The sequence below is a fragment of the Kouleothrix sp. genome (genome assembly GCF_046328425.1).
Lineage (GTDB): Bacteria > Chloroflexota > Chloroflexia > Chloroflexales > Roseiflexaceae > Kouleothrix.
The window spans coordinates 506,773-533,646 of the sequence record NZ_JAXLWP010000003.1; the positions used below are offsets into that span (position 1 = coordinate 506,773).

19 protein-coding genes and 1 other RNA gene are annotated in these 26,874 nt (G+C 67.6%); 8 read left to right on the forward strand and 12 right to left on the reverse strand.

The genetic code is table 11. The annotated features are described in order from the left end of the window. Positions 1-262 precede the first annotated feature (262 nt). The 8 genes from U0177_RS01920 to U0177_RS01955 all read right to left on the reverse strand — a co-directional run bounded on the left by U0177_RS01920 (position 263) and on the right by U0177_RS01955 (position 17,926). Positions 263-3,529 carry a hypothetical protein gene (locus U0177_RS01920; RefSeq protein WP_409568887.1) on the reverse strand — a complete coding sequence of 1,089 codons (3,267 nt, stop codon included), beginning with the start codon at positions 3,527-3,529 and terminating at the stop codon, positions 263-265. Then, positions 3,526-7,803, reverse strand: a complete 4,278-nt coding sequence (locus U0177_RS01925) for an adenylate/guanylate cyclase domain-containing protein (RefSeq protein ID WP_409568888.1) — start codon at positions 7,801-7,803, stop codon at positions 3,526-3,528. Before U0177_RS01925 ends, U0177_RS01920 begins: the two co-directional genes overlap by 4 nt. Before the next feature lie 424 nt (positions 7,804-8,227). Beyond that, positions 8,228-12,493 (reverse strand): ATP-binding protein, encoded by a 4,266-nt coding sequence (locus U0177_RS01930; RefSeq protein WP_409569076.1) that lies wholly within the window; start codon positions 12,491-12,493, stop codon positions 8,228-8,230. A gap of 494 nt (positions 12,494-12,987) precedes the next feature. Next, positions 12,988-13,626 (reverse strand): CDP-alcohol phosphatidyltransferase family protein, encoded by a 639-nt coding sequence (locus U0177_RS01935; protein WP_409568889.1) that lies wholly within the window; start codon positions 13,624-13,626, stop codon positions 12,988-12,990. A 10-nt stretch (positions 13,627-13,636) separates the two neighbouring features. Then, entirely contained in the window at positions 13,637-14,533 is an 897-nt protein-coding gene (locus U0177_RS01940) for a PfkB family carbohydrate kinase (protein ID WP_409568890.1), read from the reverse strand. Positions 14,534-14,549: 16 nt separating this feature from the next. Continuing rightward, positions 14,550-15,500, reverse strand: coding sequence for a ParB/RepB/Spo0J family partition protein (locus U0177_RS01945; RefSeq protein WP_409568891.1), 951 nt, complete (start codon positions 15,498-15,500; stop codon positions 14,550-14,552). Continuing rightward, positions 15,497-16,300 (reverse strand): ParA family protein, encoded by an 804-nt coding sequence (locus U0177_RS01950; protein WP_409568892.1) that lies wholly within the window; start codon positions 16,298-16,300, stop codon positions 15,497-15,499. The genes U0177_RS01945 and U0177_RS01950 overlap by 4 nt, the downstream gene beginning before the upstream one ends. Positions 16,301-16,537: 237 nt before the next feature. After that, positions 16,538-17,926, reverse strand: a complete 1,389-nt coding sequence (locus U0177_RS01955; RefSeq protein ID WP_409568893.1) for a peptidoglycan DD-metalloendopeptidase family protein — start codon at positions 17,924-17,926, stop codon at positions 16,538-16,540. Between the two features lie 447 nt (positions 17,927-18,373). On the opposite strand from U0177_RS01955, the gene U0177_RS01960 reads away from it, so the two are divergent. The 4 genes from U0177_RS01960 (at position 18,374) to U0177_RS01975 (ending at position 20,884) form a co-directional block, all read left to right on the forward strand. Beyond that, positions 18,374-18,916, forward strand: coding sequence for a bifunctional nuclease family protein (locus tag U0177_RS01960; protein WP_409568894.1), 543 nt, complete (start codon positions 18,374-18,376; stop codon positions 18,914-18,916). 436 nt (positions 18,917-19,352) lie between these two features. Next, an RNA gene (gene ffs, locus U0177_RS01965) (signal recognition particle sRNA small type) lies at positions 19,353-19,449 on the forward strand. Then, entirely contained in the window at positions 19,440-19,967 is a 528-nt protein-coding gene (locus tag U0177_RS01970; protein ID WP_409568895.1) for a pyridoxamine 5'-phosphate oxidase family protein, read from the forward strand. The genes ffs and U0177_RS01970 overlap by 10 nt, the downstream gene beginning before the upstream one ends. 47 nt (positions 19,968-20,014) lie before the next feature. Continuing rightward, a complete protein-coding gene (locus U0177_RS01975) occupies positions 20,015-20,884 on the forward strand; it encodes an alpha/beta hydrolase (RefSeq protein WP_409568896.1) in 870 nt (289 codons plus the stop codon). Between the two features lie 26 nt (positions 20,885-20,910). Here the strand turns inward: U0177_RS01975 and U0177_RS01980 are convergent, their stop codons facing one another. Next, complete coding sequence (locus U0177_RS01980; protein WP_409568897.1) at positions 20,911-21,414, reverse strand: NUDIX hydrolase; 504 nt, start codon at positions 21,412-21,414, stop codon at positions 20,911-20,913. Positions 21,415-21,730: 316 nt separating this feature from the next. Between U0177_RS01980 and U0177_RS01985 the strand changes: the two genes are divergently transcribed. Continuing rightward, positions 21,731-22,114, forward strand: coding sequence for an STAS domain-containing protein (locus tag U0177_RS01985; protein WP_409568898.1), 384 nt, complete (start codon positions 21,731-21,733; stop codon positions 22,112-22,114). Further along, on the forward strand, positions 22,101-22,502 hold the full coding sequence (locus U0177_RS01990; RefSeq protein ID WP_409568899.1) for an anti-sigma regulatory factor: 402 nt from the start codon (positions 22,101-22,103) through the stop codon (positions 22,500-22,502). The genes U0177_RS01985 and U0177_RS01990 overlap by 14 nt, the downstream gene beginning before the upstream one ends. A 138-nt stretch (positions 22,503-22,640) precedes the next feature. Here U0177_RS01990 and U0177_RS01995 read toward each other — a convergent pair whose 3' ends face one another. Beyond that, complete coding sequence (locus U0177_RS01995; protein WP_409568900.1) at positions 22,641-23,030, reverse strand: response regulator transcription factor; 390 nt, start codon at positions 23,028-23,030, stop codon at positions 22,641-22,643. A 594-nt stretch (positions 23,031-23,624) separates the two neighbouring features. On the opposite strand from U0177_RS01995, the gene U0177_RS02000 reads away from it, so the two are divergent. Further along, positions 23,625-24,314 carry an RNA polymerase sigma factor gene (locus U0177_RS02000; protein ID WP_409568901.1) on the forward strand — a complete coding sequence of 230 codons (690 nt, stop codon included), beginning with the start codon at positions 23,625-23,627 and terminating at the stop codon, positions 24,312-24,314. After that, positions 24,311-24,904: an anti-sigma factor gene (locus tag U0177_RS02005; protein WP_409568902.1), complete on the forward strand. Its 594-nt coding sequence runs from the start codon at positions 24,311-24,313 to the stop codon at positions 24,902-24,904. The genes U0177_RS02000 and U0177_RS02005 overlap by 4 nt, the downstream gene beginning before the upstream one ends. Before the next feature lies 1 nt (position 24,905). Here U0177_RS02005 and U0177_RS02010 read toward each other — a convergent pair whose 3' ends face one another. Together U0177_RS02010 and U0177_RS02015 are read right to left on the reverse strand one after the other, a co-directional pair. Then, entirely contained in the window at positions 24,906-25,865 is a 960-nt protein-coding gene (locus U0177_RS02010) for an ABC transporter permease (protein ID WP_409568903.1), read from the reverse strand. 16 nt (positions 25,866-25,881) lie between these two features. After that, complete coding sequence (locus tag U0177_RS02015) at positions 25,882-26,823, reverse strand: ABC transporter permease subunit (RefSeq protein WP_409568904.1); 942 nt, start codon at positions 26,821-26,823, stop codon at positions 25,882-25,884. Positions 26,824-26,874: the final 51 nt, after the last annotated feature.

Here is a 26,874-nt window from a genome sequence, read left to right on the forward strand (position 1 = left end):
TCCTTTTTCCGCGCGCAGCGCGGAAAAAGGACACGATGATCATGCTGCCACAGGCACCATGCACGGCTTCAGGAAGCCGAACAGCGCAACTGCTAATACCAACTCCGTTTGATCACGTATAGAGTGTGTTGCACTACCAAAGTGTCAGTCATCAAGCGAATTTGGTATAAGTCCTAAGCACATATCAAGAGTACCATCGAACGTGCCGGCATGCAAAAGCGCCCTCGCCCAGCTACGAGCGAGGGCGCCGAGAGCGTAGGAGCTAGCGCCGCGCGGTTGGCATATACACAAACGTGTACGCCAGCAGCGAGCCTTTCGCGGTGTAGGTGGCCACGTTGCCGGCCTGGTCGGTGGCCGAGACGATCACCGCAATATTCTTGCCGCCGGCAGGCGCGTCGAGCTGGCCGCTGTACTTGCCTGGCCCGGCCGCGCCCAGCGGCACGGCGTGCCATGTCGTGCCGTCGTTGCTGTAGGTGGCCTGCACGTCGAGCGCGCCGGCCGCCGTGTCGGTGACACCGGCGGAGATGGTGATCTTCTGGCCGGCGCCGGCGATGCCAATGCCGAAAGCGCCGGGCGACGGCAGGCCGATCGACACGTTCGTAATCTCGGGTGGCGTCGTGTCGTTCTGCGTCGCTGGCGTGGCGCTCTGCGGGTCGAGGTAGCTCACCTCGAACACCATCTCGGAGAAGCGCCGCAGCCGGCCGGTATGGCCATTCGCGCCCCAGAACTGCGCCGGCGAGATCAGCAGCTTGTCGGCGTAGCCGTTGCCGAGCGTGCTGCGCTGGTAGGTGAACGGCTGGTCGGGCATCCACTGGCCGGTGACGCCGAGGCCTGGGTCGTTCTGCTGGCTCGTAAACGTGGTATCGGTGGTGATCGTGGTGACGTGCGGGTCGTAGCCGGCCAGCTCGGGCAGCATCTTAGCGCTCACCAGCCGCACGCCGCGCGGCTGCGGGATGCGCGCGTCGTCGGGCGCGCCCTTGGCGGTTTCTTGCAGCGTGATGTCGTATGTCAGCAGCGGCAGCACCGGCTTGCCGGCCGCCACCAGCGTGGTGATGTCGGGCGCAAGCACCTCGGATGGCCGGTAGCTGTCGTAGACCTTGGCGCTGCTGACCGACGGCACGCGGTCGGCGCCGAGGTTTTGCTCGACATACGTGATATCGGTGACGGTAACGAGGCGCGTAAAGGCGGGTTTCGCCTGGGTAATACCGGCCAGCGCCTGCGGCGCCACCGGCTGCGGCGGCGGGTCGAACGAGCTGCCGAGGTAAGGCGCGGGCGTGGGGTTCGGCACCTTCACGCGGATGAACGGCAGGCCGTACAGCGTCATCTCGAGCAGAGCTTTTTCGTCGTACACGCCGAAGCTGCCCGGCCCGGCCTGGCGCAGATATTCACGCTTGGCGCGCGCCAGCGACTCGCCGAGCGGCGCGCCGAGGTAGCTATCGATAGCGATTTTGCGGCCGATCGCCTGGGTGAACAGCAGCGCCAGCTTCTCGCTGTAGGCCACCAGGTCGCTGTCGCCGTAGCCGAAGCCGGTGTTGCCGATCCAGTTGCCGCCCTGCTTCAGCACCGCGCTGGGGAAATCGTACTGGTAGGCGCCGGCAGTGGTGGCAATATCGGAGTTGACGACTGTCAGGCCCGAGTGGCAGCCGATCGAGTAGGCCAGCGAGCTTGAGGGGAAGGTGAGCTGCTGAATGCCGTCGCCGCTCGGGTCGATGAAGTACGACTGGCGCTCGAACCCGCTCTGCACCGTCGGGTCGTACAGGCGCTGCGCCGTGAAGCCGCCGACGCCATTGGCCGGAATGGCCATGTGGTGATCGAAGTGGCCGTTGATCGACATCAGGTGGTAGAAGGTGTTGACGGTGCTGTAGGGCGTCGTGAGCTGCGGCAGCTGGCCCGAGAACCAGCTGTTGGTGAGGTTGTTCTGGTTCCAGCTTTCGCCGATCAGCGTGTCGAGCGTGTAGGTGGTGCCGAGCGTGCCGCCTGGCTTGAAGCCATACTGGCTGTACAGCTTGGCGATCTCGCTGGCCTCGTCCTTGACAAAGTCGTAGCCGGTCACGAACGCGGCGCCGGCGCGATTCTGGGGCAGGTTGGCCGACGGCAGCTTGGAGGCGTCGATCACATACGGCGATCCAAGCTGCGCGAACGCCTCGTAGGCCTTGAGATAGTGCGCGATATCGGCAGCGGTTTCGACCAGGCGGCCGACGCCGAGCTCGGGCAGGTATAGGCCGCGACCGCGCCAGGGAGTGGGCCGGCGGTCGGCGTAGTAGTTATCCGTCAGGATGGTGCGGTAGAACGTGCTGCCGCCGAGGTATGTTTTGGCGGCCGAGCCAGCGCCGAGGTTGAACACGCCACGGCTATTGAGCTGGGCAAAGTAGTCGGCCTCGTTTGAGATCTTGGTTTCGTCGGGCACGCGGAAGAACGGGATGCTATTGTCGCCGCCGACGATCACCAGGTTGCCGACGCTCGGGTAGTACTTCGTGATCGCGGTGTCGAGCACGAACCAGATCTGGCGCGCCAGCTCGTTGGCCAGCAGCGGCTGGCCGCGGTCGCCGTCCCACTGGGTATACAGCGCCTTGAGGTTGTTCCACAGCGCGGTGTCGCCGGTGGGGTTGATCGGCCCGAACGCGCCGCCGAGGTCGATCACCACGCCGCGGCTCTGGAATAGCAGCTGGCTGTTGGTGTTGCGCAGAATGCCTTCGAGCGCGGCCACATCGGTGCGCGGGTAGGCCTGCATGGCCAGGCTGTTGTACAGGTACAGCGTCTGCACGCTGGTGTCGGGCAGCGAGGGGCCGCCGCTGAGCTGGGCGACCTTCTGGGCGCGGGTTGTCGGCGCGACCATGCTGCCCTCGGTGAGCTTGACGGTGAGCTGGTAGGGGGTATCGCTGTAGGCGCCGGCCGCGCTATAGACAAAGATATAGTAGGTGCCAGGGCGCGGTAAGAACGCGTCGATATGCTCGCCCTGCGTGCCGGGGCGGGCCGCCAGCGACTGCAGGTTGCCCAGCGACTGCAGGTTGCCCAGCGACTGCAGGTTGCCCAGCGACTGCAGGTTGCCCAGCGACTGCAGGTTGCCCAGCGACTGCAGGTTGCCCAGCGAGTCGATGCTGCCGGCGTCGGCGATATTACTGAGGTCGACGCCGTCGCTGATCGGCAGGGTGCTGGCGAGCGGGTCGTTGAACAGGGCCATGTCGTAGTCGGCCGGCAGGTTGCCCAGGTCGATCGCGACCGAGGCGCCGCCGCGCGCGACGACGAACTTGTACCAATCGCCCTGCTTGCCCTGGCTATCGTCGGCGGCGTTGATCGCGCCGCTGATGGTACGCGAGAGCGTCTGCGTGTCGAGCACGACCATGGTGGCGTCGCCGAGGCTGTTGTTTGGCTCGCACTCCTTGGTCGGGTCGGCCGAGCAGGCCTGGATGCCGGCCTGCGCACGGGCCAGCGGCGCCTGTGCCGCCGGCAGCGCGCCGGCGAGCGCCAGCAGCGCCAGCAGCGCCAGCACTACTCGGCGGGCTGCGATGGAGTGGTTCAGTGGCTTCATAGTGCCTCCTCGTAGTGGTAACGTCGCGCCACCGCAAGCGCTTCGTCGAGGTCGCGGCGGGCGCCGGCCTCGCGCAGCGCGGCGATGGCTTCGGCGAGCGCCCGGCCGCCGAGGTCGCGGTGGCCAAGCGCGGGCGCCAGTGCCGCGAGCGCCACGAGCGTGCGGGCGATCTCGTGGCGCCCCGCGGCCTCGCGCAGCAGCGCGAGGCTTTGTTGCAGTTCGCTCCAGGCTTCGGCGTAGTCGGCCGACCGCGCCAGGATCAGCGCAAGCACGCGGCGGGTCATGCCTTCTTCGGCGCGGGCCTCGAGCCGCTGCGCCGTCTCGAGCGAGAGCTCGGCCGCCAGGCGCGCCCTGGGCATATCGCCGCGCTGCAGGTGCAGCTCGGCCATGCAGCGCTCGAGCTCGGGCAAGAAATCCTCGGCGCCGGCCTGGTTGAACAGGGTGGCGCTGCGGCGCAGGCTGGCCTCGGCGCCGGCGAGGTCGCCGCGCTGCAGGTGGGTCGCGCCGATATTCATGTGCAGCAGGCCAGTAGCGTACACCGAGCCAAGCCGCTCGAAGATCGCCAGGCTATGCTGGTACTGCCTGATCGCCGCGTCGACGTTGTTCTGCAGCTTGAGCAGATTGCCGAGGTTGTTGGCGATCATGGCCTCGCCGTAGATATCGCCGATCGACTGCTTGATCGCGGCGCCGGCCTCGTAGTGGCTGTGGGCCTCGGCCAGCCGGCCAAGCTCGAAGTAGGCGATCGCCATATCGTTGTGGGTATCGGCCAGGTCGCCAAGGTTTTGCTCGTGCTGGTTCAGCGTCAGCGCCTGCTGCAGCAGGCTGAGTGCCTGGGCATTGTTGCCGAGGTTGATCTGAATGCCGCCGAGCTTACGCAGCGCGTAGGCCTGGTCGCGGCGGCTGTGATGCTGCGTGGCAAGCTGAAGGGCGCGCTCGCCCCACTCCTGGGCCAGGCTGAAGCGGCCCTGGCGCTGGTGCAGGCCGATGCCAAGGTTGAGGCAGCGCGCCAGCTCGAGGCACTGCTCGGCGCCGGGCAGCTTGAGCGCGCGCTCGACCCACTCGAGCGCGGTTTCGAAGTTGGCGCGCAGGCCGTGGACGCGGGCGATATGGTGGTGCAGGCGCACCACGCCATCGACGGCGGCGCCGGGCTGGGCGTGCAGCAGATCGAGCGCGGCGCCGTAGCGCTCGAGCGCCTGGTCGTACTCGCCGATCAGCGCGTGCACCACGCCGAGGCGCTCGAGCAGCTCGATCACCTGCGAGCCGAGCACTGAAAACCGAGAGCCGCCTGCCTCGGCCCTAGGCTCTTGGCTCTCGGCTCTGGGCTCTTGCTTCTCTGCAATCTGCAGCGCGCGCTCGAACAGAGCGATCGCCTCGCGATTGGCGTAGCGCGCCTGGGCCTGGCGGCCGGCGCGCAGGTGGTAGTCGAAGGCGGTGGCCCACTCCTCGGCCAGCAGGTAGTGGCGCGCCAGCAGGGCCAGCTGGTCGTCGAGGCGGCCGTGGTTCAGCGCCTCGATGCGCTGGGCCACGCGGCGGTGCAGGTCGCGGCGGCGCGCGTACAGAATGGCCTCGTAGGCGACATCGCGGGTGAGCGCGTGGCGAAACAGGTAGGCCAGGTCGCGCTCTTGATCCTCGGTGGCGATCAGATCGGCCTCGGTGAGCGTCTGCAGCGACGCGGGCAGGCCAGCCGGGCGGTTGATCACGCCCGAGAGGATCGGGAAGAGGAAGCGCCGGCCAATCACGGCGGATATCTGCAGCACATCGCGGTTGCGGTCGTCGAGGCGATCGAGCCGCGCGGTGATCACGCCCTCGATGCTGTCGGGCACGCTGATCTCGTCGAGCGGGCGTGTGAGGCGCCAGCTGGCCTCGGCGCGGACGAGGGCGCCGGATTCGACCATGCCGCGCACGACTTCTTCGATAAAGAACGGGTTGCCCTGGGTGCGCTCGATCAGCGCGGTAAGCTCGGCCGGCGGCTCGCCGCGCAGCAGCTCGCGCACCAGCGCGGCGCTGCTCTCGGGCGGCAGGTCGCGCAGCTCGAGGCGGGCGCAGGCGGCCTGCTGGCGCCACGGCTCGGCGATCGGCGGGTCGAGCCGGTAGCCTAGCAGCAGCAGCAGCGGGGCCTGGGCGGCACGGGCGGCCAGGCGGGCAATCAGCTCGCGCGACGACGCATCGGCCCAGTGCAGGTCGTCGGCGATCAGCACCATGGGGCGGGCGTGGGCCTCGGCCAGCAGCAGCGCCTCGAAAAGCTCGCTGGCGCGCTCGTAGCGCTGCTGGGGCGTCAGCGCGGCGGTGAGCGGCGTATCGGCAAACTCGGCGCCGAGCAAGTCGGCCAGCAGGGGCGTAAAGCGCGCCAGCTCGGGCGCCAGGTCGCGCACGCGCGCGGACACGAGCTGAAACAGCTGCTCGGGGGTATCGGCGAGCTGCAGGTTGAAGAACTGCACCAGCAGCTGGCGCGCCAGCGCGTAGGCGGTATTCTGCTCGTAGCTCTGGGCCTCGACGCTGTAGGGAAAGAACGGCACCAGGCCATCGGGCTCGCCCGAGCGCAGCACCATCTGCTGCAAGGCTTCTTCGATCAGGCGGGTTTTGCCGGCGCCGGCCTCGCCGGCCAGCGCCACCACGCGGCCGCTGCCGTGGTTCAGGGCGCCGCGCGCCTCGGCGATGATCCGATCCAGCTCGGCCGCGCGCCCGACCAGCGCGGGGCGAGCGACGCTGCGCCGCGGGTCCTGCGACACGCCGAACAGGCGCACGGCGCGCGCGATCGGCACCGGCTCGGCGATGCCCTTGAGGCGCACCGGCGCCAGCTCGCGCAGCTCGATATGCCGCTCGATCGCGCGGCGCGTCGAGGGCGAGACAATGATCGCGCGCTCTTCGGCGGCCGACATAAGCCGCGCGGCGAGGTTCACGTGCTGGCCCATCACGGTATACTCGTGGCGCTGGGCCGAGCCTACCTTGCCGGCGAACACGACGCCGGTGTTGATGCCGACGCGCTGCTTGAAGAACTGGCGATCGACCTGGAGCAGCCGGCCGACGCGCGGGTGCAGGATATCGTACACCTCGTCGTTGGCGATGGCCAGGGCCTCGTTCAAATCGAGCGCGGCGCGCGCGGCGCGCAGCGGGTCGTCTTCGTTGGCCACCGGCGCGCCGAACAGCGCCATCAGCTTATCGCCGTAGGTGTACATGTCGACTTTATTGACAATGCCGCCGTAGCGCTGGATCACCTCCTGGGCGCGGCGATAGTAGGCGTTCAGCACGGCGACGGCGGTGTCGCAATCGTCGCCGACCATGTCGAGCACGCTGGTAAAGGGGTAGAAATGCGCGAACAGCACCGTGACGGGGCGAAACTCGCCAACCTGGTTTTCGTCGCCGGCGGCGATGAAGCGGCGCGGCAGGCCGCGCGGCAGGTAGGGGCGCAGCGCGTCGACCTGGCGCGCGAGGGTGCGCAGCTCGGCCATATCGCCCCTGCCGAGGCCGCGGCCCCAGCGGCTAATCGTGGGCGGCGCGTCGGTGTAGGGCAGGTGCTGCAGCTGAAAAAAGCCCGACTGGCGGGGCTCGGCGCGGGCGCCCGGCAGCACATCGTAGGTCTGGCGCGAGATCACCACCTCGCCGGGCTCGGCGATCTCCTGCGCCAGCGCGACGCGGTTGATGTTGCGGCCAGTGACCACCAGCTCGATATGCTCGGCGTCGCCGACCTCGGCGGCGAAGACATGCCCGCTGTGCACGCCAATGCGCAGGCGCAGCTGGAAAGCACCGGCGGGGGTTTGCAGCGCGGCGAACTCGCGCATGCGCGCCTGCATCGCCAGCGCGGCGCGGCACGCCAGCCGGGCGTGGTCGTCGGCGAGCGTGGCGGCATCGAAGAACGCGGTGATCGCGTCGCCGCCGAACTTCAGCAGGCCACCGCGGTAGCGGTGGATCTCGTCGACCAGCGCGCCGAACAGCGCATTGATAATCGCCGAGACCTCTTCGGCGCCCTGCTTGCCGAGCGCGCTAAGCGTGCCCGAGAGCGCGGTGAAGCCCGAGAGGTCGGCGAACAGCACCGAGCCGTTCCAGTAGGCGCCGCGCACCCGGCCGGGGGCCGGGGCGGCAAGCTGCTCGCGCACCAGGGTGGAGGGGATGTAGGTAGCGACGGCGGCGACCTCGGCACGCAAGCGCGCGACCTCGGATTGGATCAGCGCGGGCGGCAGCGAGCCGCTGGCCTGCAACTGCTGGTAGAGGGCGGGGGCAAGGTGCTCGCGCAGATCGGCGAAATGATCGAAACGAGAGCTGTTGAGCACAGTCACGGCAGCGTTCCTTCGGTTGGGGCTGTGCGCGCAGATACAAGCGATCGATCGACACTGAAGGCTCGTGCGCAGCAGCCGTAATCGACGCGCCGTACACCGGCGTTGACACGATTGTGTTGCAGATTGCTGGCAGAACCGAGAACACCCGCCATTCAAGGCATGATACTACAGCCGAATGGCCCGAACCTTACAATATGATGATCGACCGCGATCAGTAGCCGAGCGAATCCATGTCAATAAACGCGATCGGCGCGGGCTTTTTTCAATGCTGCTGTGCGATGGCGGGTAGTAATACAAGCTCGGTTCGATCACTTGTGTTTTCTTGTGCGGTGCCCGGCAAAGCCGGGCGCCGCACAAGAAAGGCAGGGCGGCTTCGCCGCCCCCAAACCCCCACCAAAGTGTCGGTAATCAAGCGAATTTGGTATCACTCGGCTTCGCGCAGGCGCGCCAGGCGCGCCACGACATCGCGCAGCTCAGCGGGGTCGACCGGCTTGGGCACATACTGCTGAAAGCCATTCGCCAGCACTTCCAGGCGGTCTTCCACGCGCACATAGGCGGTGAGCGCCGCAGCCGGGATGGCGCCGCCCGCCTCGGGCGGGAGCGCGCGCACCTGGCCGATCAGCCAGTAGCCGTCCTCGCCGGGCATGGCGATATCGGACACCAGCACGTCGGGGCGCCAGGCCGACAGCGTGGCGAGCGCGTCGCGGGCACTTGCGCAGGTGTTCACCAGCGCGCCGCAGGCGCCGAGGATCTCGTTCAGCAGATCGAGAATGTCGGCCTGGTCGTCGACCACGAGCACGCGCAGGCCGGCAAGCTCGGGCGGGCAGGCTTCGCTGGTTTCGCGCTCGCCGCCCGTGGGCGCTGGCGTATCGTCGATGTCGAGCGGCAGCCGCACGATGAAGCGCGCGCCCTGGCCCTCGCCATCGCTCTCGGCGCGCACCGTGCCGCCGTGCAGCTCGACCAGGTTGCGCACGATCGACAGGCCCAGGCCCAGCCCGCCGTGAACGCGGTTGCTGGTGCCGTCGGCCTGGCGGAAGCGATCGAACACATACGGCAGAAATGCCGCGCTGATGCCCTGGCCAGTGTCGCTGACGGTGAGCTGGACGTCGGACTCGGCCAGCTCGAGGCGCACGCCAATGCTGCCGCCGTTGGGCGTAAACTTGGCCGCGTTCGAGAGCAGATTCCACACAACCTGCTGCAGGCGGTTGGCATCGCCGACGATCGTGCTGGCCTCGGGGCGCACTTCGACCTGCAGATGCAGGCCTTTGGCCTCAATGGCCGGCTTCATTATGTCAACAGCCGCATAAATCACAGCGCTCAGATCGGTTGGCTGCGGATCGAGGCGCAGCTTCCCGCTGACGATACGCGAGACATCGAGCAGATCCTCAATCAGCTGGGCCTGGTCCTTGGCGGTACGCACCAGCTTCTCGGCGGTACGCGCGACGTAGGCCGGGTCGGCGGTGCGCCGCCGCAGCATCTGGGCATAGCCAAGGAAGGCCGTCAGCGGCGTGCGCAGCTCGTGCGACACGGTGGCGAGGAACTCGTCTTTCAGCCGGCTAGCCTCTTCGGCCTGGGCGCGCAGCTGGCGCTCTTGGGCGAGCTGGCGCTCGCGCTGGGTTTCGGCGCGCTTGCGCTCGGAGACATCGAGGACGGTGCCGAGGAAGCGCACCGCGCGGCCGGCGCTGTCGAAAAACGCCTGGCCATTCGCGCTGAGCCAGCGCTCGCGGCCATTGTCGCCGAGCGAGCGATATTCGGCCGCATACTGGCCGGCGCCGGCCAGGTCGAGCGCCCGCTGCACGAGCTGGTCGGTGCGCTGGCGATCGTCGGGGTGGATCTGGCCGAGGAACACAGCGTAGTCGATATGCGCGTCGGGCGGCAGGCCGAACAGCTCTTTGCAGCGCGCGTCCCAGATCAGCTTGCCACTAAGCGGGCGGAAATCCCAGGTACCGATATTGCCGGCCTCAAGCGCGAGCCGCAGGCGGTCTTCGCTGAGGCGCTGGGCCTGCTCGGCCTGCTCGCGCGCGGCCAGCTCGGCGGTGAGCTGTTGGGCCAGCGCCTCGAGCTCCTGGCGGGCGCGCACCTGCGCGGTAACCTCGTTGCAGATCGCCACGACGCTATCGACCTGGCCGCTGATATTGTGCAGCGGGGCGTAGATAAACGTCCAGTAGGTATCTTCGGGCGGGCCGCCAGGGAAGCGCGCGAGGCGGATCAGCGACTCGTGGCCCACCACGGCAGTGCCAGTTTCGAGCACGCGGCGCAGCAGCTCGGCAAAGCCCTGGCTGGCGACCTCGGGCAGCGCTTCGTGCAGCGGCCTGCCCTCGATTGCGCGCCCGCCGAACACCTGCTGGTAGGCCGGGTTGGCCATATCGTACACCAGCTCGGGGCCGCGCAGCACGGCGATAGGCACGGGCGACTGGCTAAACAGGTTGGCCAGCGCGGTGCGCTCCTGGTCGAGCTGGGCGCGCAGCCGTGCCAGCTCGAGGCGCGCCGACACGCGCGCCAGCAGCTCGCGCGCGCTGAACGGCTTGGTGAGGTAATCGTCGGCGCCGGCCCCGATGCCTTCGACGCGCGCCTCTTCGCCAGCGCGCGCCGAGAGCATGATCACCGGCACGGTTTTCAGGCGGTCGTCGGCGCGCAGCTCTTTCAGCAGCCCGAAGCCGTCGAGCTCGGGCATCATCACGTCGGTGATCACGAGCGCGGGCGGGCGCTCGCGGGCAGCGCGCAGGGCGGCGGCGCCATTCGGCACTGCCACGACGTCGTACTCGGGGCTGAGCAGCCGGCGCAGGTACTCACGCATATCGGCGTTGTCGTCGGCCAGCAGGATGCGGCCAGCGGCGGACGAGCCAGCCACCACAGGCTGAGCATCGTTCGGCTCGGGCAAGCCCGGTAGCTCCTGGTGCTCGGCCTGCGGATCCGCGCCATCGGGCAGCCAGCGCAGCGCCTCTTCGATATACGCCTCGCCGCGCGCGGCAGCCAAGGCCGGCGGGCGCGCCACGCCAATACGCTCGGCGGGCAGGTGCGCGGCGCCGAACGGGATCGACACGACAAAGCTGCTGCCGCGATCGACCGCGCTTTCAACGCGCACCGAGCCGCCGTGCAGCTTCACCAGCTCCTGCACCAGCGCCAGGCCAATGCCGCTGCCTTCGAACGTGCGGCCGCGCGCGCCCTTCACGCGATGGAAACGCTCGAACAGGTGCGGCATCTCGCCGGCGGGGACGCCGATGCCAGTGTCGCGCACCGTCAGCTCGGCAAACGCGCCAGCCTGGCGCAGCGCGACTTCGATCTCGCCGACGAATGTAAATTTGAAGGCATTCGACAGCAGGTTGAAGACGATCTTCTCCCACATCTCGCGATCGACATACACTGGCGCGGGCAGCGGCGAGCAGTTCACCACCAGCCGCAGGCCGGCGCGCTCGATCGCGGCGCGGAACACGCTGGCGAGCTCGGCGGTGAAGGCCGCGAGGTTGGTTGGCTCGTAGGCCGCCTGGATGCGCCCCGCCTCGATCCGCGAGAAGTCGAGCAGCATGTTCACGAGCTTGAGCAGGCGCAGGGTGTTGCGGTGGGCGATCTCCAGCTGTTCGCGCTGGGCCGGCGGCAGCGCGCCGTCGGCGCTGCGCAGCATGTCCTCGAGCGGGCCGAGCATCAGCGTCAGCGGCGTGCGGAACTCGTGGCTGACGTTCGAGAAAAATGTGGTTTTGGCCCGATCGAGCTCGGCCAGCGCCTCGGCGCGGCGGCGCTCTTCGGCATATGCCTGCGCATTGGCGATGCTGGTGGCAATCTGGGCCGCCACCAGCTCGAGAAACCTGCGGTACTTCTCGTCGAACAAGCGGTAGGGGTTCAGGCCGACCACCAGCACGCCGACGTTGCCGCTGCGGCCCTGCGCGGCGATCGGCAGGGCCATAGCCTGCTGCGGCTGGCGATCCCAGGCGCCGCTGGGCAGGGCATGCTCGAACGCGCGTCCGCCATCGACCAGGCAGGCGTGGCCGGTGGCGAGCACCTCGGCGAACGGCCAGATCGCGCTGCCGTCGAGCGGCGCGCTGGCCGGCGCGGCGGGGTGGCCGCGCGCGATGCCGCTGCCATCGCCCGCCAGCACGGCGCGGCGCGCTTCGGGCTTGGCCAGGTAGATCATGGCGAAGGGTAGGTCGTAGGGGTTAGCCGCCAGGCACGCACTGCTGAGCGCGCAAGCTTCCTCGACGGTGCGCGCGTCGGCGGTTTTGGCCGCCAGGTCGCGCAGCAGCGCCAGCTGGCGCTCGCCGATCACGCGCTCGGTATCGTCGGTGTTGGCGCAGAAGATCCCGCCGACGCTGCCGTCGTCGGTGGGGATGGGGCTGTAGGAAAATGTGTAGTAGGTTTCCTCGGGGTAGCCGTTGCGCTCCATGATCAGCAGCTGGGCTTCGACGTAGGTGCCCTCGGCGCCGCCCATCACCGAATCGAGCATCGGGCCGATCGCGTCCCAGATCTCGCGCCACACCACGGCCGCGGGCTGGCCGAGCGCGGTGGGGTGCTTGCCGCCGGCAATCGACTTATACGGGTCGTTATACAGCTTAATCAGGTGCTCGCCCCAGCCGAGCCAGATCGGCTGGCGCGACCCGAGCATGATCCGCACGGCGGTTTTCAGGCTTTGGGGCCACTGCTCAGCCGGGCCGAGCGGCGTCTGCGCCCAGTCGAACGTGCGGATGCGTTCGCTCATCTCGCCGCCGGAAAATAGGTTCGTCACATCAACACCCACGCGCCTTGCGCACTGTCAACATCGGTTCAGCGAGGCGCCGGCGCCAGCAGCTCGGGAGGCGCCCAGCGCGAAAGAGGGTAAGCGTCGTTTGGCAAGCTTTGGCCGCGAAAGGATCGTGTCTCGGAGGTACAGCTTGAGGGGAGGCAGCAAGAACTATGCCGTGCCGCGCGGCTGGTTGCGCATGCAGGCCAGCCGGGCAGCCGCCTGCAAAGCTGGCCGATACAGCGATGAGCCGCAGATGGCCCAGCGGCTAAGCGTGCCAACAGCAACGCTCGGCGCTTAGCTGCCGATTGGGCAGCTAAGCGCTCTGCAAGGCGTGTGGTTTGCTGGAAGGTTGTGCCGTGGAAGCGGGGCGCGGGAATGCGGTTAGCGGGTGCGCGAAGCGGCGGCGGGCGTGGCCGATGCACGCGGCGACCACGCCCCTCTGGCGGCGGAACACCGCGCTACCCGGCGGGCTACACCAGCTCGTGGCGCTTGCGCCAGCGCGGGCTGCCGCCGTCGCCCAGAATCACGCGGCGCGCATACAGCAGCCGCTGCAGCGCGGTGATATGCGAAAACACGCCCACGGCGATCACGGCCCACTGGAGCAGGTGCAGCTGCGGGAACAGCGGCTGGAGCAGCATGCCGATTATCAGCGCGGTCAGCTTCTCGGGGCGGCCGGCGAAGCCAACATCGCACGACGCAACCTTGCCGCTGGCCTCGGCGCGCGCGCGCACATAGCTGGCCATCACCATGCCGAACAGCGCGAACACCGACCAGCCGGGCGAGGCCGCGCCGCTGAGCATGATCCCGAGCAGGATAAAGAATTCGGCGTAGCGATCGACCACGTGGTCGAACAGCATCCCGGCCGGGTTCGAGGTCTGCCCGGCGCGCGCGGTGGCGCCGTCGAGCACATCGGCGGCGGTCATCAGCAAGATCAGCAGCACGCCCAGCACAAAGCGCTGGTTCGCCACGGCATAGGCCGCGACCCCGCCGAGGCACAGGCTCGTCAGCGTCAGCATATCGGGCGTCAGCCCGACGCGCAGGCAGAAGAAGCCCATGGGGACGGTGAACTGCTCGTAGCGCTTGCGGAAACGGGTGAGTGTCGGTCGCATACTTCCTCCCTTACAGCTCAAGCAGCGCCGCGGTGCGCCGCTCGACTTCGCCGGACTCGATCGGTGCGGCCGGGCCGGTGTGCTCAATCCAGATCGAAGCAGTCGCCGCCCCATAGCAGCCGGCGCGATACAGATCCGCCGAATTCTGCAGGTATGCGTGGATGAAGCCGGCCAGGTAGGTATCGCCCGCGCCGGTGGGATCGTGCGCCTGGGTATGGTATGCCGGGATGCTGTAGAGCCGCTGGCCGTCGTCGATCAGCGACCCGGCCTCGGCCAGCGTTACAATCGCGATCTCGCAGCCGAGCGCCTTGAGCCGGCGGGCGGCCTCGGCGCCATCGGCGCGCGGGTTGACGCCGGTGATCACTTCGGTTTCAAGCTCATTGGCCTTGATCACGCGAAACAGCGGCGCGATCTGGGCGAGCTCGGGCGGAAAGACATGCTCGACGCGGCCGTGCGGGCCGATCCGCCGCAGCAGGCCCTGTGGGTCGAGAAACAGCGGCGCGCGCGTGGCGCCGCGCACCTGCTCAATCAGCTCAAACGATGTTTCTTGCAAGATCGGGCCGATGATCACCGCCGCCGCGCCGGCGCAGGCCGGCGGCACGCTTTCGATCGGCGCGGCCACGCCGAGCACGTCGAGCGTGCGGTCGCCGCGCGCGTCGTAGATCAGGCCAAATCCGCCGGTCTGCTCGCACAGCTCGGCGGCCGCGCCAACGCCATAGCGCGCCATGTCGGCCACAAAGCGATCGTGGTAGTCGGCGCCGATGCGCCCGACCAGCGTGGTAGCGTGGCCCAGCCGTGCCAGCGCGAGGCAGCTATTGGTTGAGCAACCGGAGAGCACGCGCTCGCCGGTTGTAGCTGTGGGTGTCTGAATGTAATCGTAGACCGGGTTGCCAAAAGCGACGATCATAGGCTCGTCCCGCGTGTCATGCCGAGCTCCGCGAGGCAGCGTTCAGCATATCGAAGAATTCTTGCAGTTTTTCATCGGTATGAAACGCAATGGTGATCTGTAGCTCTTTGCCGGTGCGGTGCAGCTTCACCGGGGTGCTCAGGATCTGCTCGATCTGGCGCTGCACCTCGAGGTCTTCGGCGCTGCGCGCGGGCGGCGCCTTGGCGGAAGCCGGCTCGGCGGCGCGGCCGCGGCGCGGCGCGGCTGCGGCGGCGTGGCGGGCGCGCACCTCGGCCAGCGCGCGCTCGAAATCGTCGCCATATTCGCGCGCAAGGTCGCCGAGGCGCTCGGCGTCGCGCACCGTCCAATCTTCGGCGGCGATCAGCGCCAGCGCGCGCTCCTGCTGGGCCGCGTCTTTGAGCCGGAGCAGCGCGCGGCCATGGCCGGCGCTGATCGTGCCCTTCAGCAGCGCCTGCTGGGCCTCGGGCGCAAGGTTGAGCAGCCGCCGGGTGTTGGCCACCGCCTCGCGGCTCTGCTTGCCCAGGCGCTGCGCGATCGTCTCATCGCTCAGGTCGAAGTCGTCCTTCAGCGACTGGTAAGCGCGCGCCTCTTCAAGCGGGTTGAGGTCGGCGCGCTGCACATTCTCGATCAGCGCCAGCTCGAGCAGCTGCTGCGGCGTGCTTTCGCGCACAATCACCGGCACTTGGGCCAGCCCGGCGCGCTGGGCGGCGCGCCAGCGGCGCTCGCCGGCAATCAGCTCGAAGCGCTCTTCGTCGCGCTTGCTGACGATCAGCGGCTGGATGATGCCATGCTCGCGGATCGAGGCGGCTAGCTCTTCCAGCGCCTGCTCGTCGAAGTACGTGCGCGGCTGGCGCGGGTTCTGCTGAATGCTGTCGGTTGGCACCTCGCGCACGCCGCTGGCCGGCGCCGCCGGGGTAAACAGCGAGTCGAGGCCGCGGCCCATACCGCCGCGCGTTCGCTTATTCATACGCCGACCTTCTTGCCAAGCCGGCGCAGCAGCTCATCGGCCAGCAGCCTGTACGCCTGCGTGGCGCGGCTCTGCGGATCGTACTCGGCCATAAGCTGCCCGTAGCTAGGCGCCTCGCTCACCCGCACGCTGCGCGGGATGAGCGTGTTGAAAATACGCTGTGGAAAGTAGCGCCGCACTTCTTCAACCACCTGTTGCGCCAGGTTGGTGCGGCCATCGTACATGGTCATCACCACGCCCAGGATCGCCAGCTGCGGGTTGAGCTGCTGCTGCACCCGGTCGATCGTCCCCTTGAGCTGCGCCAGGCCCTCAAGCGCCAGGTATTCGCACTGCAGCGGGATCAGCACCTGGCTGGCGGCGCAGAGCGCGTTCAGCGTCAGCAAGCCCAGCGACGGCGGGCAGTCGATCAGGATCGCGTCGTACTCGCCCGCCACCTGGTTTACCAGCGCGCGCATGCGCCACTCGCGGTCGTCGGCGCTGGTCAGCTCGATCATGGCGCCGGCAAGGTGCTCGCTCGCCGGCAGCAGGCTGTAGTTCGGCCGCGCGGTTGGCCGGATCGCCGCGCGCGCGTCGGCCAGCTCCATCAGCACCTCGTAGGTTGTCTGCGCTAGCTGGCGCTTATCAACGCCCAGGCTGGTCGTGGCATTGCCCTGCGGGTCGCAGTCGATCAGCAGCACGCGCAGCCCGCGCTGGGCCAGCTCGCCCGCTAGGTTGACCGAGGTGGTGGTTTTGCCTACGCCACCTTTCTGGTTGGCGATTGCAATCACCGGCGCGCTTGGTTGAGAGGCCGCTGGTTTCAAAACACTCCCCGTCGTTGCTATGGCACTGTTTCACGTGAAACAGCTCGTGGCGCGCGAGCATTGTGGCCGGGCTCGTATGTCTGTGGTGCGTGCAGAGGCAGCCTTGCACACAGCCTTACGCAGCACGATTGGGTACGGCGCCCATTGTAGCACGGGCGCGCTATTCGTGCCAACAGAAAAGCGCCGACAAGCAGCTGTCGGCGCAGGGGCATCCGAGCAAACACGGCACACGGCCGGCTACGGCAAGAATTTACGTGGATTCACGGCTTTGCCGTTGACCTTGACAGTGAAATGCAGGTGCACGCCAGTCGAGTAACCACCGCCACTGCGATCGTAGGTGCTGCCCATATAGCCGATCAGATCGCCGGCGGCGACGCTAGCACCAGCTTTCACCGGCGGCTTTTTGATCATATGGCCGTAGATCGTCACAATGCCATCGCCATGGTCGATCTTGACGCAGTAGCCAAAGCCGCTGCACCAGCCCGACTCGAACACGCGGCCGCTACGCGCAGCGTAGATCTCGGTCCAGGCTGCGTTCGCGATATCCAGCCCGTCGTGGAAGCTGCGGTACGGCGCCGAGCGCCAGCCGAACGGCGACGTGATCTCGCCATGGGTTGGCCAAACCCAGCGCACCGGCGGCGGCGGGAAATCGTTGGTTTCTGCCAGGCTCGCAACCTGATCCTCGCTTAGCCCAAGCAGGTCGGCGCGTACCCAGCCGGCCTGGCTGCTGTCCGCCACCTTCACCCACTGCCCGTGGCGCGCGATCAGCTCCAGCCGGCGGCCGGCGTCGAGCACGCCGAGCTTGTCATAATCGCGGCTGGGACCGGCGCGCAAATTGGTATCGGCCTCGCGCACGGTGCCAGCCGCCACCGCCGCCATCGCGGCGACCCCGGCCTCGCCGCCAAGCCGCGCGAGCACATCGGCTGGGTAGGGCTCAGTTCCGCCCGGAATAAAGATCTCGCGGCCAACCGGCAGCGGCTGGTCGGCCGCTACGCCATTGGCGCGCAGCAGCGTGATCGCCTGCGGGCGCACTTTGAAGCGCTCGGCCAGCCCGGCCAGTGTATCGCCCTCGGCCACGATATACGGTAGGCCCTTCAGGCGCGGGATGCGCAGCTCCTGGCCGGCGGCAAATACATTCGCCGCGCCCATGTCGTTCGACCAGAATAGCGTCGCGACGTCGAGGTGGTACTGCGCAGCGATCTGGCCGAGCGTCTCGCCCTCGTTCACGGTATAGCTTTCGACAAACGCCGGCGCAAGCTGGTCGTCGGGCAGGCGCGCGGCCGGCTGCGCCGCAAAATCGTCGCGCGCCGCAGGCGCCGCACGCAGCCCGCGCTGCACCTGCACATCGGCGATGTGCACCGGCGCGGGCGCAACCTGCACCGGCGCCGGCTGAGCTGCCGGGAACGCCAGCTGGCGCGCGCCCAGCGCCGCTACCAGCACAACAGATACTGTCACCAGGTGCGCGGCCAGCCGCAGCGACACCTGCGCTTGCCGGTACGAGCGCAGCAGCGCCCGCAGTGGCGCGATAATTGCTCGGGGTGGGGTATGGGGTGCAGCGGCGCCGTCGAGCAGCGCACGCGCTGTATGAGCCGCCCGCGCCGACCGTTGCGTGGCCGGCAGCACCATTGCCAACAGCCATACAAGCCACGTATTCCAGGCGCGCTCGGTCTGTGGAGTGGCGGCGCTCTGTGCGGGCCGGGCGTTACGCTTGCCAGATACCGGGAGCGGCCGTGAGCGCGCACGCCGTACCCGCACCGCCCGCGCTGGTTGAGCCATAGGTTGCGCTCGCTCGCGCCAGTGCCGGCCCGTGGGCGAGCCGCACCTGACGCCAACTAGGAGCGTCGAACAAACATTATGTCAACGCATTCGCCAGCTAGGGATATCTCCAGGCCGGGGCCAAAGATAATACGGAGCACTCATTTTGTCAAACAAAACCGGCGCGCATGCCTTGACGTACCCTTTAGCGGCGTGTTACTATAGCAGGCACAATACGGTCATCCAGCCTCACATTCCCCACCAGCAGGGAGACGCACCGGCGTTCACCAGCGCGCTTCCCGCGGAAAGGCCGAGTTCATGATACGCGTAACTGTCGATAGTATCCGCGTGAGCTTGCTGACTCAGCATCGCGTTGTGGTTCTGCGCGAGGCCGACAGCCGAAAATACATTCCGATCTGGATCGGCGCATTCGAAGCCGACGCAATAGCGCTGGCGCTGCAAGGCCACGAGCCGCAGCGCCCGATGACCCACGACCTGCTGAAGACGGTTTTTGGCGAGCTTGGCGCGGCGATCAGCCATATCGTCGTCAACGATATTCACGATAGCACCTTCTTCGCCCGGATTGTCGTCGAGCAGGGCAACCACACCCTCGAGATCGACGCGCGCCCGAGCGATGCAATCGCGCTGGCTGTGCGCACCGACGTGCCGATTTTCGTCGAGCAGCACGTGCTCGACCAGGCCGGCGTGCCGCTCGACGAAGAAGAAACTGCCGCCGAAGAGGAGCCCGAGGCCAGCGAAGAGCCCGATAAGGAACCAGCCGAAGAGGGGCTTACGCTTTTCCGCGATTTCATCAATACCCTCGACCTCGACGACGAAGAAAGCGGCAAAGACAAGAAATAGCCGCCGCTCCCCTGCTCCCGCGCGTGGTGCCCCGCCTCGGGTGTGCGCCGCGCGCGGCGTGCTTTCCCCCCGCCCTCGCTCCCGCTCCACCCGTCCTTTTTCCACCGCTCTACATAAGGATGTGGATAAGTGGCAACGTTATGTGGATAACTGCATGGCTTTGTGGATAAGTAGCAGGATAACTTCGGCGCAACATGTGAATAAGCCGGGGCGCGCCCAGCGGCGCGGGCGCGGCTGTGTATGCATGTGCATAGCTATCCACAAACCATTCGCAGCCGATCAGCGCAGCCCTGCGCCATGAAACAGGGTTTTCCACGAATCCACAGCCACCTACTAAAACGGCGGTTTCTCTTCTTCTTTTATAAACATGAGATCGGAATTCCACAGCGCTGGGTTGCGCGCGGTTGACATATACCTGCGGATGGGTATAATACCAGCGGCGCCGAAGAACGGCAGATACTTGCTTAACCCCGCCAGGGCCGAGAGGCAGCAACGGTCGGTGAGTTCCTCTGGGTGTTCTGAGGTGCCTTTCTTTTTACACACCGGCCGGCGCACTGCGCCGGCTGTTTTGTACCGCCGTGAAGAAGGTAGCCAGAAATATCGCCCCGTCCGCCGCGCGCGATCTGCTCAAGCGCGTGCCGCGTGCTGCTCTGGGCTTCGCTGGCGAGCGCGGGCCGCTGGCAGTGCCGGTCGCACTGCTGCTCGAGGGCGAGCGCTACTCCGTGCGGCCGGCCAGTGCCCGGCCACTGGTATCGCGACGCTCTCGCCCGGCGGCCGGCCCAGCGTTACGCCGCTGTATTTCGTCACGGCGGGCGGCCGGATCTGGCTTGGTATGTCGAGCTGGACGCTCGCGGCCCGGCAAGTCGCCGCCGACAGGCGCGCCAGCGTGCTGTTCAATGTCGAGCGCGATCCGGCCGATCGGCGCGTGCTGCGCATCAGCGGCCCGGCCAGGCTGCGAACCGATCTGGCGCCGCTACCACGCCCAGAGCGCGGCGCGCGGCTCGGCCGCCTGATCGAAGTGCTGCCCGAGCACACCGAGCTTCTGGAGTAGCCCGTGCCAGGCCGTGCCTGCGCGGCCCTGGGCGGCCGGTACCTGCTATGTCGAAGATCAATCCATGGCTCGCGCGCGACCGCGCCGCCTTCGAGGCCAGCCTTGGCGGCGCCGAGCCCTACGCGCTTGGCCAAGGCTCGCTGCCGCACGACGGTGTGCCGCGCGGCGAGGTGCTGGCGTTTCGCTGGCTGAGCAGCCGGGTGTACCCCGGCACCGCGCGCGATTACTGGCTGTATGTGCCGCAGCAGTACCGCGCCGCACGCGCGGCTAGCCTGATGGTGTTTCAAGACGGCGGGCTGTACCTCGGCCCGCTGGTGAACGCCGCGACCGTGTTCGACAACCTGATCCACCAGGGCGCTATGCCGCCGACGCTCGGGCTGTTCGTCGATCCGGGCGACACCGGGCCTGGCACCCCGCTGTATGGCGGCAGCGACAACCGCAGCTTCGAGTACGACTCGCTCGGCGACCGCTACGCGCGCTTCCTGATCGACGAGCTGCTGCCCGAGATCGGCCGGCGCTACAACATCACCGGCGACCCGGCCGGGCGCGGCGTGTGCGGCATCAGCTCGGGTGGCATATGTGCCTTTACCGTGGCCTGGGAGCGCCCCGACGCCTTTCGCAAGGTGGTGAGCCACTGCGGCAGCTTTGCGAACATTCGCGGCGGCGACGCCTACCCCGCGCTGATCCGCCGCGCCGATCCCAAGCCGCTACGCGTATTTTTACAGAGCGGCGCGCGCGACCTCGACGTCGTGTTTGGCAGCTGGCCGCTCGCCAACCAGCAGATGGCGGCGGCGCTGGCCTACGCGGGCTACGATCATCAGTTTGTGTTTGGCGCAGGCGGCCACACGCTCGCGCACGGCGGCGCGATCTTTCTCGACACCATGCGCTGGCTCTGGCGCGACTACGCCGCTGGCTAGCCGCCCTGGCGCCGATGCGGCCGGCTTCAACTACCGCTGGCCGTAGTCTGTGGCCCGCCGATGCGGCACTGCTCGATCGCGCGGCGGCCCAGCTCGCGGATATCCTCGGCAATCTCGGGCGCGCCCAGCTCGTCCCAGCCGAACCAGCGCGCCGCGCGCGCCTCGCGCTCGGCCGGGGCCAGCGCGCCGCCGCGTACCCGCGCGAAGTAGATCAGGTCGATGTGCTGGTGGCCCGGCGCGATATCTTCCAGCAGAATGCAGTAGGGCTGCGGCAGCATCACAACCGTGCCGAGCGCCTGCGCCCGCGCCAGCAGCTCGACCTCCAGGCCGGTCTCCTCGCGCACCTCGCGCAGCGCCGCCACATCCGGCAGCTCGTGCGGGTCGATATGCCCGCCGGGCGGGAACCACTTGCCGAGCTTGCGGTGTAGCAGCAGCAGCGTGCGGTCGCTTTCCACCACGAACGTCGTGGCAGTGAAATCGCGGGTAAGATCGGGCGCTGCCGGCCCGGCTGGTGATTCGGCTATGCTCATATGATGTAGAACTGTAACTTATCTGTTCAGATTATAGCATTATCGTGCCAGCCAACGTATGCTATACTACAACCTGGTAGCGCGGCAGAATGCGGAAAGGCGGGCCTCACGCATGCTCTGGCCACTCCCAATCCACCAGGGTCGATCGTAATATTCCGGCAGATCCGAGACACCATGATGGCAATCGTAGCACAGGACTGGCGGTATAAAGAAGGGGTACACTTCGCCGCGCTGAAGGCGGCTGGGCCCCATGGTGGCCTGTGTACCATTACGCTCGGCAGCGCATTGATCAGCCGGCTGCCGTAGGAGGACGGGCTTGGAAAGCCTCCGTATTCCAATTCTCAAAATAGGCGATGTGCTGATTGCATCGATCCAGACGACGCTGCACGACTCGTCGGCGGTGCAATTCAAAGACGACCTGCTGCAGCGCATTTTCGAAACGCGCGCGCGCGGCTTGATCGTCGATCTGACCGCCGTCGAGGTGGTCGACAGCTTTATCGCGCGCTTGATCAGCGACATCGCTTCGATGGCCGGCCTCATGGGCACCCGCGTGGTTATCACCGGCCTGCAGCCGGCGGTGGCGATCACGCTGGTCGAGCTGGGGCTCGAGCTGCCGCAGGTGCTTACTGCGCTCAACCTGGAGAAAGGTCTCGCCGCGTTACAGCGCCAGGTCGAGGAGAGTGGTGATGGCGCCAGGTAAAGTGGCTGTGATCCGCAGTGATCTCGATATCGTGATCGCCCGAACCCTCGCGCGCGATACCGCGAAGAATATGGGGTTTGGCGCGATCGACCAGGCGCGCATTGCAACCGCCGTCAGCGAGCTTGCGCGCAATATCTTCCTGTACGCCGGCACCGGCACGGTGACGGTGCGCGAGGCCGAGCGCGCCGGCCGCAGGGGCATCGAGATCGTCTGCGAAGACCAAGGCCCTGGCATCGCGAATATCGACGTCGTGATGCAGGATGGCTACAGCACCTCGCGCGGCATGGGCATGGGCCTGCCGGGCGCCAAGCGCCTCATGGACGATTTCGAGATCCGCTCGCAGGAGGGCGTCGGCACGACGATCGTCTGCCGGAAGTGGCGCATGTAGCGCGCCATGTGGCCCGCCGCCAGCAACCTGCGCACTGCGCCGCCGCGAGGGCGGTTTTTTGTTGCTTCGCAATCGGAAATAGGGGAGCCGGTGGGGCTTTGCCCCTCCGGCTCCCCTATTATCAGCGGCTAGCTGGCGTCAAGCGGTGGGGTGTGCGCTGCCGGCGGCCTGGCGCGCGGGCGGCGTCAGGTTGTGGATATGAGCCAGGAACTCGGTGATATCAAAAGGCTTGGGCAGGTGATCGTCGGCTCCGGCCGCCTGGCTGCGCTCGATATCCGAGCGCTCGGCGCGCACCGTCAGCAGCATCACCGGCACGTCGCGGCGCGCCTTGATCCGCCGGCATACCTCCCAGCCGTCGAGCGTCGGCAGGTTGACATCGAGCACCACCAGGTCGGGCTGGCTCTTCGACTCCTGCTGCAGCGCCTCGAGGCCATCGCGCGCGATCACCACATCGTAGCCATACGTCAGCAACACCCGCTCGACGAGATCGAGAATATCGCGATTGTCGTCGACAACCAGGATACGCATGCATCCTCCGACTTTCGTTGCCACAGGCCGATTGCGCGACGGGCTGCGCTGATCGATTATACGGTGCGATTGGCCGCAGGTCAATCGCCGATCGCGCATGCGGCCGCGCTTGTGATACCATCGTAATGCGCCGGGAGCCGCGAGGCGCGCCACGCGCCGGCCACGGCGGCCGCCTGGCAAGGGTGCAGCCTGCTTGGGAGAGGGGTTCGGGGGTGGCTTTGCCGCTCCCGAACTTTCTTTTTGCGATGCTCTGCCCGGCAAAGCCGGGCAGAGCATCGCAAAAAGAAATAGGAGTTACGCACTTGCGTGATTCGGCTTCCTCAAGCGTGAGATTGAGCCTGCGGCAGCATGGTACGTGTTCATCTTCTGTGTCCAATTTCCGCGCTTCGCGCGGAAATTGAACACAATACCGAGCATAGTACCGCTCTGCCGAAGGCTGAGGGCCTCAACTGCGTAAGCCCTAAGAAAGTGATCAAAAAGAAAGAGATCAAGTGGTACAATATCGCCTGCAACAAAAGCAGCGGCTCTATCGTCATGAAACGTAGCAGCTATACGTGGCGGCGCTCGCGCCGACATGATGAGGGGGTTTGACCGGTGGCCGAGCCATCTTTCGATACAATTCAGCGCGCGCAGGCGGGCGACGCCGATGCGCTGACGCAGCTGATCGTGAGCCAGCAGCACTATGTGTACAGCATTGCGATGAGTGTGCTGAAAAACCCTGAAGATGCCGCGGATCTCACGCAGGATGCCTTCATCCGGCTGGTGCGCGCCCTGCCGCAGTACACCGGCGAGAGCCGCTTCACCACCTGGCTCTACCGCCTGGTGGTGAACCTCGGCCGCGATGAGCTGCGCCGCCGCGGCCGCCAGGTGCCGATCGCGCCGCCCTCTGATGACGCCGACGAGCAGGATCCCATGGCCGCCGTCGCCGACGACGACCGCTGGGCCGACCCGGCGCAGGCGCTCGACTCACAAGAGCTGCGCGCCGAGGTGCGCCGCGCGCTGGCCCAGCTCGACGAGCACCACCGCCTGGTGCTGACGCTGTACTACTTCGACGATATGAAATATACCGACATTGCCGAAATCTTGGATCTGCCGCTCAACACCGTGAAGAGCCACATCCGGCGCGGCAAAGAGCGCCTGGCTGCGCTGCTCAGCGCCCACGAGCAGCCGCCGGCGGCCGCACGCGCCGTGGCACAGCCGGTGCGCGCCGATCACGCCAGGCAGCGCCCGGTCAGCCCGTTCGCGCTGCTGTCGCTGCAACTGAGAGGGGGTGGCCTGCGATGATCTCGTGCAACGATATTCGCGAGGCGCTCGCGCTGCAGCCTACGTCCGACGACCAGGCGATCAAGAGCCACCTGGCCGATTGCGAGGAGTGCACGCGCTACCGCCGCAAGCACCAGGCGCTCGACGTGGTGCTGCGCGCCGAGATGAGCTGGGAGGTGCCGGCGGCGCTCTCGGCGCAGCTGCTGGCGCTGGCCGCCAACCCGGCCGCCGCGCTCGAAACTCCGCTCGCGCCGGTTTCCGCCCGGCCATACCGTGCGCCGATCGCCGAGCGCCCGAGGGGCTGGTTTGTAGCGACGGTGTACGCGCTCACCGGCGTGGTGATCGTGCTGTCGCTGCTGGTCGCATGGCAGGTGATCGGCGCGCTGACGGCCCAGATCGAGATCGGCCCGGTGCTGACGCAGCTGCTGGCGCTGCCGTCTCAGGCGCTGGCCTACCTGAACCAGAAGCTGCCGCAGTCGCGCTACGCGATCGACTTCTTCTTGCGCGTGCGCGTGCAGCTGATGTGGCTGCTGCTGGTGGCGGTGTTGTGGGCCGCGCTCGACAAGATGAACCTGCAGTTCAACTTCCGCGGCCGCCAGATCACGCTGTAGCCTAGCGCCGCCGCCGCAGCCCTTCGGCCAGCAGGTTGAACGCGACGATCGCCAGCGTGAAGGCCAGCAGCGGCTCGATCAAGATCCAGTAGCCCTGGTTGCGCTGGCGCAAGCTCGTCGCAACCAGGCTGCCCCACTCCGAGTATAGCGGCGTCAGGTATGGGCTGCCGGTGATGTCTTCGGTGCCGCCGCCGATGAACACCTGCAGGAACCCCAGCTCGGCCAGCAGCAGCAGCGCCCCGGCCATGGCGTTGGCCGCGTCGGCCAGCAGCAGGCCGCGCAGGTTCGGCAGAATGTGGCGCCACAGCACCGCGCCGCGCCGCAGCCCCAGCGTATACGCCGCCTCGACAAACGGCTGCTCGCGCAGGCTCGCCACCGCTGCCTGGCAGCGCACCGCGATCTCGGGCCAGCCCGTCACCCCCATGATAATCGTGAAAACCACCGCGTCCTTCAGCACCACGTCGAGGCTTTTGTGGCCGGCGCGCGGCAGCCCGAATACCGCCAGCGCCAGCAGCTGGCGCGCGAACAGCGCGAAGAACAGCGGCGGTATGGCCGACCACGCGGCGATGACACTGTTGACAAGGCGCTGGCTGCCGGTGTACCAGGCGGCCTGCATGCCCACCAGCGCGCCGATCACCACGCGCGCCAGCGTCGCCAGCAGGCACATCGCGATGGTATAGCGCCCGCCGTACAGCAGCCGCGCCAGCATGTCGCGCCCCTGGACATCGGTGCCGAGCGGGAAGCCGGGCGTGCCGGGCGGCGCGGGGAACTGCGGCCGCGCGGCGTTCGGCTCGTTGATGCGCATCTGCAGCGGATCCTGGCTGGTGAGCAGCGCAGCGCCAAGCAGCGCGGCCAGAATCGCCAGTGTCAGCAGGGCGCCGGCGATCAGCGGCACGTTCACGTCGAACAGCAGCGCGCGTACGTGCCGCTGCAGCCGGTTTGCGCGAGTGTGTGGTAGCACCGTCCGCTAAAGCTTTCTACTTTGGCCTGCCGCGCAGGCTCGGGTCGGCAAAACGCTGCGCGAGCTGCCCGGCCCTGTCGAGCAGCACAAACACCACCACCAGCACCAGCGCGGCCGCCACGGCGATCGCGTTCTCGGGCCGAGCACCGGCGTTGGGCTCGAAGTCGATCATGCGCCGGCCGAGGCCATTCCAGCCCGAGATATATTCGACAATAATGATGCCGCTGACCATGACGCGCAGCATGCCCATCAGCGCGCCGATCGCCGGCAGGCGCAGCGCCGGCAGCACGTGGCGGCGCCACAGCCCCAGCCCGCCCAGGCCGCGCGCCCGCGCGGCGCGGATCCACTCCTGGCGCAGCACGTCGTCGTGGGCGATCTGCAGCGCGCGCGCCAGGTAGGCCGCGCCGCGCAGCACCAGCGTGCCGGCCGGCAGAATCAGGTGCTTGTCGAGGCCGTAGCCCTGCACGTACGTCAGCTGCACGCCGGTGCGCAGGGTGATATTCGCCACCGCCTCGATTGCCAGCAGCAGCACCGCCACCGTCGGCAGCGAGAGCATCAGCGTGTTCAGCCCGAACAGCAGCGCGCGCACCCCGCGCCGACGCACGCTGGCCATCAGCCCGCCCCAGGCAATCCCCAGCGGCGTAGCCACCAGCATGCTGGCGACGAGCAGCTCGACCGTGCGCCGCGCCGCCTCGGTCAGCAGCCGCCACGCGCCGGGGTTCGCGGCAGGCGCGGCCAGCCGGCCCTGCAGCAGCCCGCCGAAGAAGCCGCGCACGCTGGCGATATAGGTTGGAAAGCCGCCGGCGGTGTTGTAGCCAAAGTTGGCGAACGACTGCGGCGCGAACACGATCAGCGCCACCAGCAGCGCGCCGATCACGAGCGTCAGCAGTAGCGCCAGCCCCTCGCGCAGCAGCGCCTGGGCCGGCTGGGCCTGGCCGGTGGATGATGGTGTGCTCATATAAAAAAAGACGATCGCCGCGCGCGGGTGTTTCGGAGCGAAACATATGCG